Here is a 19409-nt window from a genome sequence, read left to right as displayed (position 1 = left end):
CACGCGGCCACGCCGCGGACAGCCGGACGAGGTGCTCGCCCCCCATTCGTGGCAGGCGCCGCCGCACAGGCCGTAGGCTCCGGGAGTATGCGGATCTCCGTCTCCTCCGACATGGACGAACCCGTCGCCCGGCAGTTGGTCGGGGAGTTGCGTCGGCGCGGCCACGAGGTGCGTACGTACGGCGCGCTGGAGCCGGGGGCGGATCCGCAGTGGGCGGTCTGTTCCGAGGCGGCGGCCCGTGACGTGGCGGCGGGGAGGGCGGATCAGGCCGTCGTGTGCTGCTGGACCGGCACGGGCGCGTCGATCGCCGCCAATAAGGTGCCGGGTGTCCGGGCAGCGCTCTGCACGGACGCGTACACGGCGGACGGCGCGCGTCGCTGGAACGACGCCAACGTCCTCGCCCTCGGTCTGCGTCTGACCTCGGAGCCGGTCCTGAAGGAGATCCTGGACGCCTGGTTCACGGCCTCGCCCAGCGAGGATCCCGAGGACCGCGGCAACGTGGCCCACGTCGGACGTCTCGATGGCGACCGGACGGGTTCGCCCCGGGCCGGCCGCCCACCGGGGTCGTGACGGGGGTCAGGTCACCCGAGTCGTCACCGGGTCAGTGGGCGCCCAGCCCGCCGCCGCCGAACGAGCCGCTCGAACCCTTGCTCCAGCGCGGGCGGTCCTTCGACGCGCTCGGCCGGGTGTCCATGTTGCTCAGTTCGTACGGGGTCAGTGGGCGACCGCCCTCGGGCATCTTGGGTACCTCCTGGGACTCCCGGTTCTCCCGGACTTCGTGCACCGCGCCCTCGGGCGGCAGATGCGGCTGTTCTTCGGGACGGGGTCGGGGCGACTCCTGGTACTTGACCCGGGAGTTCAGCCAGAAACCGCCGGCGAGCAGCGCCAGGACGGCCAGGGCCACCAGGAAGAGCACAAGACTCATGAGGCCGCTCGCCGCGGCCAGCTGCATGGATGCGGTACTCATAGCACAGGAATACCCCGCCCAGAACGGGGTGAACCAGACACCTTCCGTGACCGTCGGTCGCCTATGGCGACATCGGGTCCGGGGTTTGATCCGACCGGTCCCGGTTACCCGCCGGGTGTGACACCGGCGAATTTCCGCCAGGAGCCCTACCGATTCCTGGAGGACCGTTTCGCGTGCGCGCAGGCGTGCACGGAGTGCGCGAGGGTGTGCGCACTGGGCGCGAGCGCCACGGTCCCCGACGGGACCGACGGGGAGGAGCGGATACGGCGGCAGGCCGTCATGTGCGCCGAGGTGTGCGACGCGACCTGCCGGGTGCTCGCCGAGAGCCAGGAGGAGAAGGCCATCCGCATCCAGCTGGAGTGGTGCCGCTCGGTCTGCCTCGAATGCGCGCGTGCCTTCGAGGGGCGCCTCGACGCCGCCGGGACCGCCGAGGCGTGCCGGGCCTGCGCCCGGGCCTGCGCGGACTTCATCGAGACGCTCGCCTGAGCCATCTGACCGGTGTGCGCCGGGTGCTGCCGGGTTTCCGGCTCGGCATTCCCTATTTCTGGAACACGTTCTACGGTGTGCGCCGTCAGGACCGGCCATCGCGAGCCTGGAGGCGCCGTGCATCTCGACCACACGCCCGAGCAGCAGCGACTGCGCACCGAACTGCGCGCCTACTTCGCCGATCTGGTGCCGGACAACGCCTACGCCCTCCCCCATGGCCCGAAAGGCATGGGAGGTGCCCCCATCGCCGACCCGGCCGCGCAGAAGCGGTTCTACCGCGACACCATCCGGCGGCTGGGCACGGACCGCTGGCTCGGTGTGGGCTGGCCCGAGGAGTACGGCGGGCGCGGCCTGACGCCCATCGAGCAGTTCATCTTCTTCGACGAGGCCGCGCAGGCCGGCGTACCACTGCCGCTGATGGCGCTGAACACCGTCGGCCCGACGATCATGCAGTTCGGCACCGACGAGCAAAAGGCCTACTTCCTGCCGAGGATCCTGTCCGGCGAGATCGACTTCGCCATCGGCTACAGCGAGCCCGACGCGGGCACGGACCTGGCCTCCCTGAAGACGCGGGCCGTACGGGACGGCGACGAGTACGTCGTCAACGGCCAGAAGATATGGACGACCAACGGCGACACCGCCGACTGGGTGTGGCTGGCGGTGCGCACCGACCCGGACGCCCCCGCGCACAAGGGCATCACCATGCTCCTCGTGCCGACCTCCGACCCCGGCTACTCCTGCACCGTCATCAACACCCTCGCCTCGCACGACACCACGGCCAGCTACTACGAGAACATCCGCGTCCCCGTCTCCCGCCGGGTCGGCGAGGAGAACCAGGGCTGGCGGCTGATCACCAACCAGCTCAACCACGAACGCGTCACCCTCGCCGCCCACGGCACCATGGCGATCCGCGCGCTGCAGGACGTCCAGCGCTGGGCGATGGAGACCAAACTCGCCGACGGCCGCCGGGTGATCGACCTGCCGTGGGTGCGCGTGCGGCTCGCCCGCACCCACACCCGGCTCGACGCGATGAAGCTCCTCAACTGGCGGATGGTCACCGCCGTCCAGGAGGGCACGCTCACCCCGCAGGACGCCTCCGCGGTCAAGGTGTACGGTTCCGAGACCCGTCGGGACGCGTATGCCTGGCTCATGGAGATCGTCGCCGCCGCCGGACCACTGAAGGAGGGCTCCGCGGGCGCCGTCCTCCACGGTGACCTGGAACGCGGCTACCGCTCGGCGGTGATCTTCACCTTCGGTGGCGGCAACAACGAGATCCAGCGCGAAATCATCTCCTGGATCGGTCTGGGGATGCCACGGGTACGGCGCTAGCCTGCGGGTATGTCCGCGGCAGGGGGAGACCTCCGGCCGGGTGACCCGGGGCTGTTCACCCCGCGGTCGGTGACCTGGCAGATGCACGGCGACCCGATGATGTGGGTCGCCGGGATACGCGCGCTCTATCTGCAGGCGCTGCACCCGCGCGCGGTGCGCGGTGTCATGCAGAACTCCGACTTCCGGCAGGACGCCTGGGGCCGGCTGATGCGCACCGCCAACTTCGTCGGCACGACGACGTACGGCACGACGGAGGCCGCCGAACGGGCGGGCGCCCGGGTGCGGAAGATCCACAGCAGGCTGGGGGCGACGGATCCGGACACCGGGGAGCGGTACGGCGTCGACGAACCCGAGCTGCTGCTGTGGGTGCACTGCGCCGAGATCGACTCCTATCTGCACGTGTTGCGCCGCTCCGGCTACCCGCTCACCGACGCGCAGGCCGACCGTTACATCGCCGAACACCGCATCAGCGCCCGGCTGGTGGGCCTCGACCCGGACGCCGTACCGGCCGACCGGGCCGAGATGGCCGCGTACTTCGAGAAGGTGCGGCCCGAACTCGCCGCGGGACCCGAGGCACGCGAGGTGGACGACTTCCTGCTCCGTCCGCCGACGCATCCCCTCCTGGTCCCGGCGCGCGAGGTGCTCTGGCGGCGCGTGGCCCATCTGGCGTACGCCTCCCTGCCGCCGTACGCCCACGAGCTGTACGGCAGACCGGCCCCCGCACCCGCCACGGTCACCCGCCGACTGCGCGCCACGGGCCGTCTGCTGCGCTGCATGCCCGCACGTCTGCGCTGGCAGCTGCCGCCCAAACACATCCTGCGCGCCATGGCCCGGCTCGGCCCCGACTCACGCCCGGCACCGTACAAAGTCGGACGATAAGCCGCCATACTGGACGAGCAGGGGGGTGTGTCACGGATCGGACCGACTTGGCGCGGCCGCACCTTGACGGCAACCCCAGGGGAGGGGCGGACGGCGACGGGGGCGACGGCGGACGATGGCGGACACCAGACTGGTCCAGGGCCGGTACCGGCTGCTCGATCTGATCGGGCGGGGCGGGATGGGCGAGGTGTGGCGGGCCCGGGACGAGTCCCTGGGGCGGCATGTCGCGGTGAAGTGCCTCAAGCCGCTCGGCCCGCACCACGACCACTCCTTCACCCGCGTCCTGCGGGAACGGTTCCGCCGTGAGGCCCGGGTGGCCGCCGCGCTCTCGCACCGCGGGGTGACCGTCGTCCACGATTTCGGCGAGTACGACGGCATCCTCTACCTCGTCATGGAGCTCCTGGAAGGCCGCAACCTCAGTCAGCTCCTGGAGGACAACGAACACCACCCGCTGACCGTCCCCGAGATCGTGGACATCGCCGACCAGGTCGCCGCCGCCCTCGCCTACACCCACCAACAGGGCATCGTGCACCGCGACCTGAAACCCGCGAACATCATGCGGCTCACCGACGGCACCGTGAAGATCTGCGACTTCGGCATCGCCCGCCTCGGCCACGACATCGGCTTCACCTCCCGGCTGACCGGCACCGGCATCGCGATGGGCACCCCGCACTACATGTCGCCCGAGCAGATCAGCGGTTCCGAGGTCGACCACCGCAGTGACCTGTACTCGCTCGGCTGTGTGCTCTACGAAATCGCCACCGGCGCACCGCCGTTCGACCTGGACGACGCCTGGGCCATCCTCATCGGCCACCGCGACACCCCGCCCCGCCCGCCACGCGGCCACCGCGCCGAGCTCCCCGAGTACCTGGAGAAGGTCATCCTCGACCTCCTGGCCAAACGGCCGGAGCAACGCCCGTACGACGCACGTGAGTTGGCGCGCCGTATCACCGCCGGCCGTACGACACCCGCGTATGTGCCGACCGTGGTGAGCCCCCAGCCCCGACTGCTGCCCGTCGAGCCCCTGTCCCGCGAGGCCCGCCTGCCCTCCTGGACCCGGGGCATGACCACCGGCCACAAGGCGACCGGCGCCGGGCTGCGCACCACGCCCCCGGACGCCGCGGCCGGGCTCACCGGCGAGTGGATCGCCCGGCCCGCTACCGGCCCGGCACCCCTGCCGGTGCCGTCCGCCCCGCCCCACGAGGCCGTCACCGCCCTCGCCGGACGGCACAACGCGGGCCTCAGCCTGGGGCGGCTCGGCCGCTGGGCCGAGGCGGGCGAGGTGCACCGCGCGGTCGCCGCCGAGCGCACCCGCCTGCTCGGCCCGGACCACCCCGACACGCTCGCCAGCCGCTACGAGATCGCCTTCACCCTCAGCCGCACCGGCCGCGCCGCCGACGCCCTGCGCGAGTACACCGAGGTCGCCCGCGCCAGAGAGCGGGTGCTGGGTGCCGACCACCCCGACACGCTCGCCGCCCGTCAGGAAATGGCCTATGTGCTCGGCCAGTTGGGCCGCCACTTCGACGCCCACCAGACATACACGTCGGTGCTGGCCGCCCGGGAGCGCACCATGGGCCCGGACCACCCCGACACCCTGCGCTGCCGCCACAACCTCGCCTTCAACCTCAGCAGACTCGGCCGCCTCGACGACTCGTACCGCATGGCCCACGAGGTGGCCGCCGCACGCGCCCGGGTGCTCGGCCCGGACCACCCCGACACCCTGGTGACCCGCTACGAAGTCGCCTACGCGCTCGGCCAGCTGGGCCGCTGGGAGGAAGCGCTGCGCACCTACCGCGAGGTCGCCGAGGCCCGCGCCCAGGCCCTCGGCCCCGACCACGCCGACACCCTCGCCGCCCGCTACGAGGTGGGCATCAGCCTCGGCCGCCTCGGCCGCAGCGCGGACGCCCTCGAGCTGTACCGCGAGCTGATCGACGACCGCACCCGTGTCCACGGCGCCGGGCACCCGGAGACCCTGCGCGCCCGCCACGGCCTCGGGGTCAACCTGGGCCGCCTCGGCCGCTGGGAGGAGGCGCTCGCCGAGTCCCGCGACGTCTGCGCCATCCGTGAGCGCGTCCTCGGCCCCGACCACCCCGACACCCTCGTCAGCCGCCGCGAGGTCGCCGTGAGCCTCGGCTGGCTCGGCCGCTGGCCGGACGCGCTCAGTGAGTACCGCCGGGTCGCCGGCGCCCGCGAACGCGTGCTGGGCCCCGACCACCCCGACACCCTGGCCAGCCGCAACGACGAGGCCCACTGCCTGGAGCAGCTCGGCCGCGGCGCCGAGGCCGTCGCGCTGTACCGCCAGGTGGCGGTGCTGCGCCAGCAGCGCGCGTCCGGCGGACGCTGAGCGGGGCAGGCACGGCATGCCTCTGGCAGCCGTAGATCATCACGTGTTACGAAGAACCATGCCTGCACACGAGGGATCCCGGACGTACGACGCCGTCATCGTCGGCGGCGGCCACAACGGCCTGGTCGCGGCCGCCTATCTGGCCCGGGCCGGCAAGTCCGTGCTCGTACTGGAGCGCCTGGACCACACCGGCGGCGCCGCCGTGTCGACCCGCCCCTTCGCCGGTGTCGACGCCCGTCTGTCGCGCTACTCCTACCTGGTCAGCCTGCTGCCCAAGAAGATCGTGCGGGACCTGGGCCTCGCCTTCCGGGTCCGTGGGCGCACCATCTCGTCGTACACCCCGGTCGAACGGGACGGACGGCCGACCGGACTGCTCGTCGGCGGCGGCGAACGGCGCACCCGCGAGGCCTTCGCCCGGCTGACGGGCGGCAGCCGCGAGTACGAGGCCTGGCAGCGCTTCTACGGCATGACCGGCCAGGTCGCCCAGCGGGTCTTCCCCACCCTGACCGAACCGCTGCCCACCCGTGACGAACTGCGCCGCCGCATCGACGACGAGGACGCCTGGCGGGCCCTGTTCGAGGAGCCGATCGGTGCCGCGATCGAGCGGAACTTCACCGACGACCTGGTGCGGGGCGTGGTCCTCACCGACGGCCTGATCGGCACCTTCGCCGACGCGCACGACCCCTCCCTGCGGCAGAACCGCTGCTTCCTGTACCACGTCATCGGGGGCGGCACCGGCGCCTGGGACGTGCCCGTCGGCGGCATGGGCGCCCTGACCGACGCGCTGGCCGCCGCCGCGCGCGCCGCGGGCGCGGTCATCGCGACCGGACACGAGGCGGTACGGATCGCGACGGACGGGCAGAGCGCCGAGGTCACCCACCGCACGGCCGACGGCGAGGGCATCGCCACCGCCCGGCACGTCCTCGTGGGCGCCTCGCCGCAGGAACTCGCCGCGCTGACCGGCGACCCGGCGCCGACGCCCGCCGAGGGCGCCCAGCTGAAGGTGAACATGCTGCTCAAGCGGCTGCCGAGGCTGCGTGACGGCTCCGTCGACCCGCGCGAGGCCTTCGCCGGCACCTTCCACATCGCGGAGGGCTACGAACAGCTGGCCGCCGCCCACGCCCAGGCCGCGTCCGGCGAGCTCCCGACGGCACCGCCGTCCGAGATCTACTGCCACTCCCTCACGGACCCCACGATCCTCGGCCGGAACCTGGTCGACGCGGGCTACCAGACCCTCACCCTCTTCGGCCTCCACACGCCCGCACGGCTCTTCGACCGGGACAACGACGCGGTACGCGACGAACTCCTCAAGTCCACGCTCGCGCAGCTCGACGCCCATCTCGCCGAACCGATCACCGACTGCCTCGCGACCGATGCCGAGGGCCGGCCCTGCATCGAGGCGAAGACCCCGCTCGACCTGGAGCGCGACCTGCGGCTGCCCGGCGGCAACATCTTCCACCGCGACCTGTCCTGGCCCTACGCCCAGGAGGAGACCGGACGCTGGGGCGTGGAGACCCGGCACGGCAACGTCCTGCTGTGCGGGGCGGGCGCGGTGCGCGGCGGAGGGGTGAGCGGGGTGCCGGGGCACAACGCGGCGATGGCAGTGCTGGAGCGGGAGTGACGGCACATGTCCGACACCCCCTCGCTCCCGCCCTCGGTCCGTGACTTCTACGACCGGCTCGCCCCCGACTACCACCTGATCTTCCCGGACTGGGACGCGAGCATGGCCCGTCAGGCCGCCGCGCTGGACGGTCTCGTCCGCGCGCGGCTGGGCCCGGGGCCGCACCGGATCCTGGACTGCGCCTGCGGGATCGGCACGCAGGCGATCGGGCTCGCCCGGCGCGGCCACCACGTCATCGGCACCGACCTGAGCCCGGTCGCCGTCTCCCGGGCCGCCGTCGAAGCCGCGGCCCGTGGCGCCGCGCTGCCGGCCGCGGCGGCCGACATGCGCGCCCTGCCGTTTTGCTCCGTCGCCTTCGACGTGGTCGTGTGCGCCGACAACTCGCTCCCGCACCTGCTCACCGACGAGGACCTCGACGCGGCCCTGGCGGGCATACGACGGGTGCTGCGCGACGAGGGACTCGTGGTGATCACCGTGCGGGACTACGACGAACTCCGCCGCGACCGCCCGGCCTCGACGCCGCCCCAGGTCTCCGGGACGGGTGACGACCGGGTGGTCACCTTCCAGCTGTGGCACTGGCACGACGACGGTGAGCGCTACGACCTGGAACACTTCCAGCTGCTGCCCGCCGGAACCGGCTGGGAGGTCCGGGTCCGGCGCACCGCCTACCGGGCCCTGACCCGCACCCGGCTGACGGAGGCGCTGACCGCCGCCGGCTTCACCGACGTCACCTGGCTCGAACCGCCCGTCACCGGCTTCTACCAGCCGGTGCTCACCGCCGTGTCCTAGTCGGCCGAGGGTGCCCACCCGGCCGCGGTGATGCGTGCCGCGTCCGCGGGGCGTGCCTCGTCGAACAGCACGGTTCCGGCGGCCTCCACGCGCAGGGTGTCGACGTACGCGCCGCGGCCGACGTAGAGCCGGTCGGTGGCGTAGCGCCAGCGCAGGACGAGCTGCCGGTCCGCCGGGAGGGGCGCGGTCAGCCGGTGCCAGACACGGCCGGACCAGCCCGTGGCCGTACCGGCGGGGTGGTCCTCGAGGTCCTCGCCGTGGCGGGTGGTGGTGAACGGGACCGGCTGCCAGGTGGCGCCGCCGTCCGTGGTGGACTCCAGCACGAGCACGTCCGAACCGGGCTCGGTGTCCCACCACAGCGCACAGCGCAGGCGGGCGGTGCCGCGGGAGGTGTCGAGCGCGGGGAGGGCGAGCGTCGCGGTCGCGTTGCTCGCCATGCCGGAGAACCATGCCGTACGGCCCTGCGCCGGGCGGACCGGGACGGCACGCGCCAGGTTGTTGCCGGCGGCCACCCGGGGAGCCGAGCCGGAGCGCCAACTGCGCACGGGGTGCACCGAGTTGCCGAGCACGACCAGGAAGGAGTCGGTCGTGGGGTCGAGGACCAGCGAGGTGCCGGTGAAGCCGGTGTGGCCGGCCGTGTGCGGGGTGGCCAGCGCGCCCATGTACCAGTGCTGGTAGAGCTCGAAGCCGAGCCCGTGCTCGTCGCCCGGGAAGGCCGAGTTGAAGTCGGTGAACATCAGGTCCACCGACTCGGGGGCGAGGATGCGCGTGCGCCCGTACACGCCGCGGTTCAGCAGCGTCCGGCCGAGGACCGCGAGGTCCCAGGCGCAGGAGAACACGCCCGCGTGGCCCGCGACACCGCCGAGGCTGTACGCGTTCTCGTCGTGCACCTCGCCCCACACCAGCCCCCGGTCGAGGCCGGACCAGGGCCTGCGGGCGTCCTCCGTCGCCGCGATCTGGGGCCTCCAGGAGGCGGGCGGGTTGTAGCGGGTGCGGTTCAGGCCCAGCGGGGCGGTGATCTCGTCGTCGAGGAGGACGTCGAGGGCGCGGCCCGTGACGCGTTCCAGCACCAGCTGGAGGGAGATCAGGTTCAGGTCCGAGTAGAGGTACTTGGTGCCGGGCGGGTTGAGCGGTGCCTCGTTCCAGATGAGCCGGAGCTGCTCCTCGTGGGTCGGCGCGTTGTAGAGCGGGATCCAGGCGCGGAAACCGGAGGTGTGGGTGAGGAGTTGACGGATCGTGATGTCCTGTTTGCCCGCCGCCCCGAACTCGGGGACGTACGAGGCGACCGTCGCCTCCAGCTCCAGCGTGCCCCGCTCCATCTGCTGCACGGCGAGGAGCGAGGTGAACAGCTTGGAGACGGAGGCCAGGTCGAAGATCGTGTCCTCGGTCATGGGGATCTGCTGTCCGGGCGGGAACTCGACGCCCGTGTCGGTCTTCTCGTCGTACGCCGCGTAGCGCACCGCCATGCCGATGGGCCGATGCAGGGCCACCGTGCCGCCGCGCCCGGCGAGCAGGACGGCGCCCGCGTACCAGGGGTGCTTGGGGGAGGGGCCGAGGAACGCCTCGGCGTCGGCGACCAGTTGACGCAGATGCTCCGGGAGCAGTCCGGCGCGCTCCGGCGATCCATGGCGCAGGGTGGGACGGTGGCCGCCGGACGCGGGGACGGCTTCGGCCGGACCGGCGGGTAAGGACGCGAGGGCGAGGGCGCCGCCGAGGGTCAGGGCGCCGAGTCGACGGCGGGTGAGTCTGTGGGCCACCTCATCGGTCATCGTGAAACCTTCCTGTCGGGGGCGGGATGTGTCAATGAGGCGTGCGTGTACCGCGGCAGCGCGGGAGCCGGAAGGAGAAATCTGACGGAGCATCAGAAAACCTCTTCCGTCGTCCGCAGGACTGCGGCATCCTGCGCCCATGCAGACGGAGCTGAGCAAGCAACTGGGAGTCGAGCACGCCGTCTTCGGCTTCACGCCGTTCCCCGCCGTCGCCGCGGCCATCAGCCGGGCCGGCGGCTTCGGAGTGCTCGGCGCGGTCCGCTACACGGCCCCCGACGACCTCAAACGCGATCTCGACTGGATCGAGGCGCACATCGACGGCCGGCCCTACGGCCTGGACGTCGTCATGCCCGCGAAGAAGGTCGAGGGCGTCACCGAGGCGGACGTCGAGGCGATGATCCCCGAGGGACACCGGCAGTTCGTCCGGGACACCCTCACCAAGTACGGCGTGCCCGAACTCGCCGAGGGCGAGGCCTCCGGGTGGCGCATCACCGGCTGGATGGAGCAGGTCGCCCGCACCCAGCTCGACGTCGCCTTCGACTACCCGATCGGACTGCTCGCCAACGCCCTCGGCTCCCCGCCCGCCGACGTGGTGGCCCGCGCCCACGACCGGGGTGTGCTCGTCGCCGCGCTCGCGGGCAGCGCCCGGCACGCCCGCAAACACCAGGAGGCGGGCATCGACATCGTCGTGGCCCAGGGCTACGAGGCGGGCGGCCACACCGGCGAGATCGCCTCCATGGTGCTGACTCCCGAGGTAGTCGACGCCGTCGACCCGCTGCCGGTGCTGGCCGCGGGCGGGATCGGCAGTGGACAACAGGTGGCGGCCGCCCTGAGCCTCGGCGCCCAGGGTGTGTGGCTGGGCTCCATATGGCTGACCACCACAGAAGCCGACCTCCACTCGCCCGCACTGACCCGTAAGCTCCTCGCCGCCGGGTCCGGCGACACCGTCCGCTCGCGCGCCCTGACCGGGAAGCCCGCACGTCAGCTCCGTACCGAATGGACCGACGCCTGGGACGACCCGGGCGGGCCCGGCACGTTGCCCATGCCCCTGCAGGGTCTGCTGGTCGCCGAGGCGGTCTCCCGCATCCAGAAGCACGAGGTCGAGCCACTGCTCGGCACACCCGTCGGCCAGATCGTCGGCCGGATGACGAGTCAGCGCAGCGTCCAGGCCGTCTTCGACGACCTCACCCGGGGCTTCGAGCAGGCCGTCGACCGCATCAACCGCATCGCCGGAAGGAGCGGCCGGTCGTGAGCACACCCCCCGTCGGCTTCTGGGCCCAGGCCGCCCAGGACCCCGACCGCATGATCCTGGTCGCCCCCGACGGCGAGCAGTGGACCGCCGGCCGGCTGCACGCCGCCGCCAACCGGCTGGTGCACGGCCTGCGTGCCGCGGGCCTGGAACACGGCGACGCCTTCGCGGTCGTGCTGCCCAACGGCGTCGAGTTCTTCATCGCCTACCTCGCCGCCAGTCAGGCCGGGTTCTATCTCGTCCCCGTCAACCACCACCTCGTCGGCCCGGAGATCGCCTGGATCGTCTCCGACTCCGGCGCGAAGGTGCTGATCGCCCACGAACGGTTCGCCGGACCCGCCCGGCACGCCGCCGACGAGGCCGGCCTCCCCGCCACCCACCGGTTCGCGGTCGGCGACGTGGAGGGTTTCCGGCCGTACGCCGAACTCCTCGACGGGCAGCCCGGGTCGGCGCCCGCGGACCGCACCCTCGGCTGGGTCATGAACTACACCTCGGGCACCACCGGCCGCCCGCGCGGCATCCGCCGCCCCCTGCCCGGCAAGACCCCCGAGGAGGCCTACCTCGGCGGCTTCCTCGGCATCTTCGGCATCAAGCCGTACGACGACAACGTGCACCTCGTCTGCTCACCGCTCTACCACACGGCCGTGCTCCAGTTCGCTGGCGCATCCCTGCACATCGGCCACCGGCTGGTGCTGATGGACAAGTGGACCCCCGAGGAGATGCTCCGTCTCATCGACGCCCACCGGTGCACGCACACACATATGGTCCCGACACAGTTCCACCGGCTCCTCGCACTCCCGGAACGCACCAGGCAGGCGTACGACGTCTCGTCCATGCGGCACGCCATCCACGGTGCCGCCCCCTGCCCCGACCATGTGAAACGGGCCATGATCGACTGGTGGGGGCACTGTGTGGAGGAGTACTACGCGGCCAGCGAGGGCGGCGGTGCCTTCGCGACCGCCGAGGACTGGCTGAAGAAGCCCGGCACCGTCGGCAAGGCCTGGCCGATCAGCGAGCTCGCGATCTTCGACGACGACGGCAACCGGCTCCCGCCCGGTGAACTCGGCACCGTCTACCTGAAGATGAACACCGGCGGCTTCTCGTACCACAAGGACGAGGCCAAGACGAGGAAGAACCGCATCGGTGACTTCTTCACCGTCGGCGACCTGGGCTGTCTCGACGAGGACGGCTATCTCTTCCTGCGCGACCGCAAGATCGACATGATCATCTCGGGTGGGGTCAACATCTATCCCGCCGAGATCGAGTCCGCGCTGCTCGCCCATCCCGCCGTCGCCGACGCCGCTGCCTTCGGCATCCCGCACGACGACTGGGGCGAGGAGGTCAAGGCCGTCGTGGAGCCCGCCCCGGGGCACGAGCCCGGACCGGATCTCGCCGCCGCCCTCCTCGGCCACTGCGCGCAGCGGCTCGCCGGCTACAAACGGCCCAGGAGCATCGACTTCATCGCCGAGATGCCGCGCGACCCCAACGGCAAGCTGTACAAGCGACGGCTGCGGGACCCGTACTGGGAGGGCCGCACACGACCCGTGTGAGCGGCACCAGCTGTCAGAAGAAAGGGTGTGGCCCCGCCCCATGGGGGCCGGGACCACACCCTCGGGGCCGTCAGTGGTCGGAAACCCTCACCACGTTCAGCGAGGGCGACGACAGGATGTCCTTCTCGCAGAACCGCGACGTCACCCACCGCTCCTGGGAGTACAGGCGGGTCTGGTCGCTGTAGTGGGACGACTTCGGGTTCGAGGACTGGGAGTACGTCAGCAGCGTGCGGGCCACCGGGCAGGGACCGCCGTCCCAGCCCACCGCCTGGATGTAGCTGGAGCCGAAGCTCACCTCGGTATAGGCCTCCTGGGCCGCGTCCCACACGGGCTCGACCTTGTTCCACACGCCGAGCGACTCGGTGCCGCCCGGCACCGGTATGTGCCGCCCGTCGCGCACGACGTACTGACGCTCGCTCAGCGGGGAGTCGAGGGCGACACCGGCCGCGCGCAGCTCGGCGACCGTGTCGGCGAGGGCCGTGGTGAAGCCCGGCGCGGCCGTGTTCAGGGTGTTCGGCGAGTGCACCGGGTCCGCCGTGGAGAACGGCACCTTCCACAGCTGCGCCGGCGGCACGTCCGCCGTCAGGTTCCTCCAGAACCGGTCGAACAACAGCGCGCCCCGGCTCCCGCTGTGCGCCGTGCGGTCCCAGGCCGCCAGCACCCCGCACGCCTCGCTCACGTCGACGGCCTTGCCGGAACTGCCCGTCGCCGTGCCGCCGGGCAGCGCGGCGCACGCCTTCGCCGTGTCGTTCGCGATCAGGTTCCCCGCGGTCACCCGGTTCGCGAACTCCTGCCGCTGCAGGTCGGCCACGGTCAGACGACCCCGTCGGGCCAGCGCGGCAACGTCGTCCAGCGCACCGCGCGTGCGCAGCGAGCGGGGCGTGCCGGTGTCGCCGAAGATCCGCTCGTACCCGGTCAGCGGCCGGTCCGGATTGGTCAGCCAGGCGCTGTTGTTCGAGTTCTCCGCGTACGGCGCGTCGCGGAGCGCGGGCATGCGCGCGGGCCCGAAGATCCCCGGCTGCACGGCGTCGGCGTCGCTGCCGAGCGCGCAGTCGCCGCGCGAGCCGTCGAGGACCGCGAGCCCGGACGAGGGGTAGGTGACCTTGCCGAGCGCCGTGGAACAGCGCCGCGCCAGCTCGTCGGTGATGCGCGGGAGCACCTGCGCCTGGGTGAACAGCGTGTGCCCCGCAAAGTCGGCGGCGAACGTGTTCACCCAGGGCAGGCCCTGCGTCCGCTCGACCGCCGCGAGGACGTCGGCCGTGCTGCGGGCCTTGCTGAAGCCGAGCCCCGTGTCGGGGAAACGCAGATTCTCGGCGTTCGGGTCGTTCAGCGCGTACGCCGTCGTGGACGTCCAGGGCAGGGGCACCGTGGGGCCGAGCGAGGTGACCACCGGGCCGTACCGCGTCCACCACTGGGTCCGGGTCACCGGCGCTCCGCCCGCGACCGGGACCGTGACGGTCCGCCGGGTCATGTGCTCCCGGGTGCCGTCGACGTGATAGACCGTCGGGTCGGACGGATCCAGGGTGAGCTGCTCCAGATCGAGCGGGACGCCCGTGGAGACGGTATGGCTCCAGGCCACATGGGAGTTGTGCCCGATGGAGATCGTGGCCGAGCCGAGCAGCGAGCCGCCCATGACGTTCAGCTTTCCGGGGATCGTCTGCTGCGACTGCCAGAAGCGGCGTCCGCCCTGCCACGGGTAGTGCGGGTTGCCCAGGAGCAGCCCACGGCCGTTCGCCGTGGTGGCTCCGTCGAAGACGACCGCGTTCGAGCCCATGTCGGCGTTGTCGGCGGACAGCAGCGCACGGGCGGCCCGGGCGGTGGCGGCCGCGTCCGGGGCGCCGGTCGTGGGCGTCGTGCCGGCCGGTGGCTGTGCGGCGGTGATCCCGTCCACGGCGCGTCCCCGGCCGCCGAGGACGGCGAGGGCGTAGCTGCGGGTGGCCACGTCGAGCGTGGTGACCGGTCTGACCCATGCGGCGCCCTTGCACGCCGGATCGCTGATCCGGTGCTTCTTCAGCCAGGCGTTGTAGCCCGCCGCGAAGCCGCGCATCAGGTCCTTCACCTCGCCGGTCGGGCCGAGCGGCGCCGGCTCGGCGAACAGCCTGGGTACCGTCCCGGCGTCCCGCACCCCGCGGAAGTAGAGGTCACTGGCGAGGTTCGTCGTGGCCGAGGAGAGGGAGAGATCGGTGGCCGCGTCCGGTCCGAAGTACCGGGAGCGTTCCCCGCGCAGGGTCACGAAACCGTCCGCCAGCGTGCACACCTGGTCGGCGGCCTGCGCCCAGCCGGTGCCGAAGCCCAGGCCGGCGTAGTTCTTCGCGAGGATGTGCGGGATGCCGTACTCGGTGTAGCGGATGACGGCGGACAGGCCGCCGTGCGACGGGTGTTCCTGTCGCTGCACCGGCTGCGCGGCCGCCGCCGGCAGGGCGGCGGTCGCGGTGAGCAGGGCGGCGGCCGTGACGGCGAGCCGTTTCAAGCGGATGCGCATCGTGCCTCCCAACGTCATTGAGGGAAGGAGCGGTTGAGCGTACCAACGGGTATGTGTCCGGGCTCCCGGGTTCTTGACCTCCTCGAGCGGGGGACAGAGGATCATGTGCCATGACGCAGGGACAGGGCAGCACGGTTGACGGGGTGCTGCGGCGCAGCGCCCGGCGCACCCCCGCGCGTATCGCGGTGGAGTACCGCGAGCGCAGATGGACGTACGAGGAACTGGACGACGCCGTCTCCCGCGCGGCGGGTGTGCTCCTCGCCCAGGGCCTCGCCCCCGGCGACCGGGTCGGCGCCTACGGCCACAACTCCGACGCCTACCTCATCGCCTTCCTCGCCTGCGCCCGGGCGGGCCTCGTGCACGTGCCGGTGAACCAGAACCTGACCGGCGACGACCTCGCGTACATCGTCGGCCAGTCGGGCAGCACGCTCGTGCTGGCCGACCCCGACCTCGCCGGCCGACTGCCCGAGGACGTATGGGTGTTGCCGTTGCGGGACGCCGACGACTCGCTCCTCGCGGGACTCGCGACGGCACAGCCGTACGACGGTCCCGAACCGCGCACCGAGGACCTCGTGCAGCTGCTGTACACCTCGGGCACCACCGCGCTCCCCAAGGGCGCGATGATGACCCACCGGTCCCTGGTGCACGAGTACCTGAGCGCCATCACCGCCCTCGACCTGAGCGCCGGCGACCGGCCCGTGCACGCGCTGCCGCTGTACCACTCGGCCCAGATGCATGTGTTCCTGCTGCCCTGCCTGGCGATCGGCGCGACCAACATCATCCTCGACGCACCGGACGGGGACACGCTCTTCGACCTGATCGAGGACGGGCGCGTGGACAGCCTGTTCGCGCCGCCCACCGTGTGGATCGCGCTGTCGAACCGGCCCGACTTCGCGACCCGGGACCTGAGCGGTCTGCGCAAGGCCTACTACGGGGCGTCGATCATGCCGGTGCCCGTGCTGGAGCGGCTGCGCGAACGGCTGCCCGCGCTCGCGTTCTACAACTGCTTCGGCCAGAGCGAGATCGGCCCCCTGGCCACGGTGCTCGCGCCCGACGAGCACAAGGGCAGGCTGGACTCCTGCGGCCGCACCGTGCTGTTCGTGGACGCGCGGGTGGTGGACGAGGACGGCGAGGAGGTGCCCGACGGCACGCCCGGTGAAATCGTCTACCGCTCACCGCAGTTGTGCGAGGGCTACTGGGACAAGCCCGAGGAGACCGCGGCCGCCTTCCGCGACGGCTGGTTCCACTCCGGCGACCTCGCGGTGCGGGACGCGCACGGCTACTTCACGATCGTCGACCGGGTGAAGGACGTCATCAACTCCGGTGGTGTGCTGATCGCTTCACGGCAGGTCGAGGACGCCCTGTACACCCACGAAGCAGTCGCCGAGGCCGCCGTGATCGGCCTCCCCGACGAGCGGTGGATCGAGGCCGTCACGGCGGTCGTCGTGCCGCGCGGCGAGGTCACCGAGACCGAGCTGATCGCCCACGCACGCGAGCGGCTCGCATCCTTCAAGGCGCCCAAACGGGTCCTGTTCGTGGACGCGTTGCCGCGCAACGCGAGCGGGAAGATCCTGAAGCGCGAGCTGCGCGACCGCTTCGGCGGCTGACCGCCGACCCGCGACGGCACCTACCGCGGACGCAGGTCCACGATCCGGCGGATCTTGCCCACCGAGCGCTCCAGCGACTCCGGTTCGACGATCTCGACGCCCACGGACACGCCGATCCCGTCCTTCACGGCCGCGGCGACGACCCGCGCGGCCTCCTTGCGCGCCTCGGGTGTGGCGCCGGGACGCGCCTCGGCCCGTACCGTGAGCGCGTCGAGGCGGCCCTCCCGGGTGAGGCGCAGCTGGAAGTGCGGCGCGACGCCCGGTGTGCGCAGCACGATCTCCTCGATCTGGGTCGGGAACAGGTTGACCCCGCGCACGATCACCATGTCGTCGCTGCGCCCGGTCACCTTCTGCATGCGCCGGAACACCCGCGCCGTGCCCGGCAGCAGCCGGGTCAGATCGCGGGTCCGGTAACGGACCACCGGCATGGCCTCCTTGGTGAGCGAGGTGAAGACCAGCTCGCCCTCCTCGCCGTCCGGGAGCACCTCGCCCGTGATCGGGTCCACGACCTCCGGGAAGAAGTGGTCCTCCCAGATGTGCAGTCCGTCCTTGGTCTCCACGCACTCCTGGGCGACACCCGGCCCGATCACCTCGGAGAGCCCGTAGAGGTCGACGGCGTCGATCGCGAACCGCTCCTCGATCTCGCGCCGCATCTCCTCCGTCCACGGCTCGGCACCGAACACGCCGACCCGCAGCGAGGTCCCGCGCGGGTCGACGCCCTGCCGTTCGAACTCGTCGAGCAGGGTGAGCATGTACGACGGGGTGACCATGATGATTCCGGGCCGGAGGTCCTGGATCAGCTGGACCTGGCGGGCCGTCATACCACCGGACGCGGGGACGACCGTACAGCCCAGTCGCTCGGCACCGTAGTGGGCGCCCAGACCGCCCGTGAACAACCCATAGCCGTAGGCCACATGCACCGTGTCGCCGGGGCGGCCGCCCGCCGCCCGGATCGAGCGCGCCACCATGTCCGCCCACATGGAAAGGTCGTTCTCCGTATAGCCGACCACCGTGGGGCGTCCCGTGGTGCCGCTCGACGCGTGGATCCGGCGAATACGGTCGCGGGGCACGGCGAACATCCCGTACGGATAGTTCTCCCGCAGGTCGGCCTTGGTGGTGAAGGGGAAGCGGGCCAGGTCGGCCAGGGATCGGCAGTCCTCCGGCCGGACTCCGGCCTTGTCGAAGGACTCCCGGTAGAAGGGCACGTGCTCGTAGGCGTGCCGCAGGGAGGCGCGCATCCGCTCCAGCTGCAGTGCCGCGAGTGCCTCCGCGTCGAGCCGTTCCCCCGCGTCGAGCAGCTCCGTCGCACCATCAGCCATGGGGCACCTCTCCCTCGCCGAGCACATCGATCCGGGCGACCGATCATTCGGTCGCCCCACCCGGGATCAGTAATCCAGGCCGCCGAAGCCGGGGCAAGAGCTCCACCAGGATTTTCCGCCCGGTCGGGCTCCGAGGGAACTCCGTTGCGACCGGTCCCGGTCCACCCCGATGATCGACGGCATGCCGACCTTCACCGCACCCGACGGGACCGAGCTCGCCCACCACCTGCGCGGCGAGGGCGAACCCCTCGTCGTCCTGCCCGGGGGACCGATGCGGGCCTCCGTCTACCTGGGAGACCTGGGGGGACTCACCGCCCACCGCCGACTGATCCTGCTCGACCTGCGGGGGACCGGCGACTCCGCGGTCCCGGCGGATCCGGCGACGTACCGCTGCGACCACATGGTCGACGACGTGGAGGCATTGCGCGCCCACATGGGGCTGGAGCGGATGGATCTGCTCGCGCACTCGGCGGCCGGGAGCCTGGCGATCCTGTACGCGGCACGGTATCCGGCACGGGTGCGGCGGCTCGCGCTGATCACTCCCAATCCGTCGGCCCTCGGTATGCGGACCACCGTCGACGACCGGCTGGCGGCGGCCCGGCTGCGCGCGCACGAGCCGTGGTTCGAGAAGGGGTTCCCGGCGCTGGAGGCCTGGCTGACGGGGCAGGCCGACTTCGACCCGGCGCTCGCCCCCTTCTACTTCGGCCGCTGGGACGATGCCGCCCGTGCCCTCGACGCGGCGACCGAGGAACAGACCAACGAGGAGGCGGAGGGCCGCTACTTCGCCGACGGCGCCTTCGACCCGGACGCGACCCGCGCCGCACTCACCGCCCTGACCGCCCCGGTCCTCGTGCACGCGGGCGAACTCGACGGCGGCCCCCGCCCCGACCTCGCCCGCCGCACCGCCGAGGCCTTTCCGAACGCCGAGCTCACCGTCCAGCCCGGCGCCGGGCACCACCCGTGGCTGGACGACCCGGAGTGGTTCGTACGCCGGGTCGTCGCCTTTCTGGACCGGTGA

The 19409-nt window shown here is 72.1% G+C and carries 15 protein-coding genes; 11 read left to right on the top strand and 4 right to left on the bottom strand.

The genetic code is table 11. The annotated features are described in order from the left end of the window. Nucleotides 1-87: 87 nt before the first annotated feature. Nucleotides 88-570, top strand: a complete 483-nt coding sequence (locus ACZ4EG_RS11730) for an RpiB/LacA/LacB family sugar-phosphate isomerase (protein WP_453550437.1) — start codon at nucleotides 88-90, stop codon at nucleotides 568-570. Between the two features lie 31 nt (nucleotides 571-601). On the opposite strand, the gene ACZ4EG_RS11725 is transcribed toward ACZ4EG_RS11730, so the two are convergent. Beyond that, complete coding sequence (locus tag ACZ4EG_RS11725; RefSeq protein ID WP_390710688.1) at nucleotides 602-967, bottom strand: DUF6479 family protein; 366 nt, start codon at nucleotides 965-967, stop codon at nucleotides 602-604. A gap of 117 nt (nucleotides 968-1084) precedes the next feature. Here ACZ4EG_RS11725 and ACZ4EG_RS11720 point away from each other — a divergent pair, with 117 nt between their 5' ends. From ACZ4EG_RS11720 to ACZ4EG_RS11695, 6 genes are all read left to right on the top strand, one after another. Further along, entirely contained in the window at nucleotides 1085-1453 is a 369-nt protein-coding gene (locus tag ACZ4EG_RS11720; protein WP_467790516.1) for a four-helix bundle copper-binding protein, read from the top strand. A gap of 117 nt (nucleotides 1454-1570) precedes the next feature. Continuing rightward, nucleotides 1571-2782 carry an acyl-CoA dehydrogenase family protein gene (locus tag ACZ4EG_RS11715; protein ID WP_467790515.1) on the top strand — a complete coding sequence of 404 codons (1212 nt, stop codon included), beginning with the start codon at nucleotides 1571-1573 and terminating at the stop codon, nucleotides 2780-2782. A 9-nt stretch (nucleotides 2783-2791) separates the two neighbouring features. Beyond that, nucleotides 2792-3661, top strand: a complete 870-nt coding sequence (locus ACZ4EG_RS11710) for an oxygenase MpaB family protein (RefSeq protein WP_467790514.1) — start codon at nucleotides 2792-2794, stop codon at nucleotides 3659-3661. Nucleotides 3662-3776: 115 nt separating this feature from the next. Then, the gene (locus ACZ4EG_RS11705) at nucleotides 3777-6005 is read left to right on the top strand and encodes a serine/threonine-protein kinase (RefSeq protein WP_467790513.1); all 2229 of its coding nucleotides are present in this window, start codon (nucleotides 3777-3779) and stop codon (nucleotides 6003-6005) included. A 58-nt stretch (nucleotides 6006-6063) separates the two neighbouring features. Next, a complete protein-coding gene (locus ACZ4EG_RS11700) occupies nucleotides 6064-7626 on the top strand; it encodes a phytoene desaturase family protein (RefSeq protein WP_467790512.1) in 1563 nt (520 codons plus the stop codon). A 6-nt stretch (nucleotides 7627-7632) separates the two neighbouring features. Continuing rightward, nucleotides 7633-8415 carry a class I SAM-dependent methyltransferase gene (locus ACZ4EG_RS11695; RefSeq protein WP_467790511.1) on the top strand — a complete coding sequence of 261 codons (783 nt, stop codon included), beginning with the start codon at nucleotides 7633-7635 and terminating at the stop codon, nucleotides 8413-8415. On the opposite strand, the gene ACZ4EG_RS11690 is transcribed toward ACZ4EG_RS11695, so the two are convergent. Next, the gene (locus tag ACZ4EG_RS11690) at nucleotides 8412-10184 is read right to left on the bottom strand and encodes a serine hydrolase domain-containing protein (protein WP_467790510.1); all 1773 of its coding nucleotides are present in this window, start codon (nucleotides 10182-10184) and stop codon (nucleotides 8412-8414) included. The two genes, ACZ4EG_RS11695 and ACZ4EG_RS11690, sit on opposite strands and share 4 nt — an antisense overlap. Before the next feature lie 139 nt (nucleotides 10185-10323). Here ACZ4EG_RS11690 and ACZ4EG_RS11685 point away from each other — a divergent pair, with 139 nt between their 5' ends. Further along, entirely contained in the window at nucleotides 10324-11436 is a 1113-nt protein-coding gene (locus ACZ4EG_RS11685) for an NAD(P)H-dependent flavin oxidoreductase (RefSeq protein ID WP_453550420.1), read from the top strand. Further along, a complete protein-coding gene (locus ACZ4EG_RS11680) occupies nucleotides 11433-12983 on the top strand; it encodes an acyl-CoA synthetase (protein WP_467790509.1) in 1551 nt (516 codons plus the stop codon). The genes ACZ4EG_RS11685 and ACZ4EG_RS11680 overlap by 4 nt, the downstream gene beginning before the upstream one ends. A gap of 70 nt (nucleotides 12984-13053) precedes the next feature. Here the strand turns inward: ACZ4EG_RS11680 and ACZ4EG_RS11675 are convergent, their stop codons facing one another. Next, nucleotides 13054-15465 (bottom strand): penicillin acylase family protein, encoded by a 2412-nt coding sequence (locus ACZ4EG_RS11675; protein WP_467790508.1) that lies wholly within the window; start codon nucleotides 15463-15465, stop codon nucleotides 13054-13056. Between the two features lie 110 nt (nucleotides 15466-15575). On the opposite strand from ACZ4EG_RS11675, the gene ACZ4EG_RS11670 reads away from it, so the two are divergent. Beyond that, the gene (locus ACZ4EG_RS11670; protein WP_467790507.1) at nucleotides 15576-17072 is read left to right on the top strand and encodes an acyl-CoA synthetase; all 1497 of its coding nucleotides are present in this window, start codon (nucleotides 15576-15578) and stop codon (nucleotides 17070-17072) included. A 20-nt stretch (nucleotides 17073-17092) separates the two neighbouring features. Here ACZ4EG_RS11670 and paaK read toward each other — a convergent pair whose 3' ends face one another. Further along, nucleotides 17093-18391, bottom strand: coding sequence for a phenylacetate--CoA ligase PaaK (gene paaK / locus ACZ4EG_RS11665; RefSeq protein ID WP_467790506.1), 1299 nt, complete (start codon nucleotides 18389-18391; stop codon nucleotides 17093-17095). A 181-nt stretch (nucleotides 18392-18572) separates the two neighbouring features. Between paaK and ACZ4EG_RS11660 the strand changes: the two genes are divergently transcribed. Next, on the top strand, nucleotides 18573-19409 hold the full coding sequence (locus ACZ4EG_RS11660; protein WP_453550408.1) for an alpha/beta fold hydrolase: 837 nt from the start codon (nucleotides 18573-18575) through the stop codon (nucleotides 19407-19409).

It is taken from the genome of Streptomyces sp. NPDC025638 (assembly GCF_055558775.1).
The sequence above is the reverse complement of the archived record's forward strand: the minus strand, read 5'-3'. Positions and strand labels throughout refer to the sequence as shown.

Coding starts and splice junctions, on each gene's coding strand:
- ACZ4EG_RS11685 (WP_453550420.1), top strand. CDS start 10,324: ATGCAGACGGAGCTGAGCAAGCAACTGGGAGTCGAGCACGCCGTCTTC.
- ACZ4EG_RS11695 (WP_467790511.1), top strand. CDS start 7,633: ATGTCCGACACCCCCTCGCTCCCGCCCTCGGTCCGTGACTTCTACGAC.
- ACZ4EG_RS11725 (WP_390710688.1), bottom strand. CDS start 967: ATGAGTACCGCATCCATGCAGCTGGCCGCGGCGAGCGGCCTCATGAGT.
- ACZ4EG_RS11710 (WP_467790514.1), top strand. CDS start 2,792: ATGTCCGCGGCAGGGGGAGACCTCCGGCCGGGTGACCCGGGGCTGTTC.
- ACZ4EG_RS11675 (WP_467790508.1), bottom strand. CDS start 15,465: ATGCGCATCCGCTTGAAACGGCTCGCCGTCACGGCCGCCGCCCTGCTC.
- ACZ4EG_RS11730 (WP_453550437.1), top strand. CDS start 88: ATGCGGATCTCCGTCTCCTCCGACATGGACGAACCCGTCGCCCGGCAG.
- paaK (WP_467790506.1), bottom strand. CDS start 18,391: ATGGCTGATGGTGCGACGGAGCTGCTCGACGCGGGGGAACGGCTCGAC.
- ACZ4EG_RS11705 (WP_467790513.1), top strand. CDS start 3,777: ATGGCGGACACCAGACTGGTCCAGGGCCGGTACCGGCTGCTCGATCTG.
- ACZ4EG_RS11660 (WP_453550408.1), top strand. CDS start 18,573: ATGCCGACCTTCACCGCACCCGACGGGACCGAGCTCGCCCACCACCTG.
- ACZ4EG_RS11670 (WP_467790507.1), top strand. CDS start 15,576: ATGACGCAGGGACAGGGCAGCACGGTTGACGGGGTGCTGCGGCGCAGC.
- ACZ4EG_RS11690 (WP_467790510.1), bottom strand. CDS start 10,184: ATGACCGATGAGGTGGCCCACAGACTCACCCGCCGTCGACTCGGCGCC.
- ACZ4EG_RS11700 (WP_467790512.1), top strand. CDS start 6,064: ATGCCTGCACACGAGGGATCCCGGACGTACGACGCCGTCATCGTCGGC.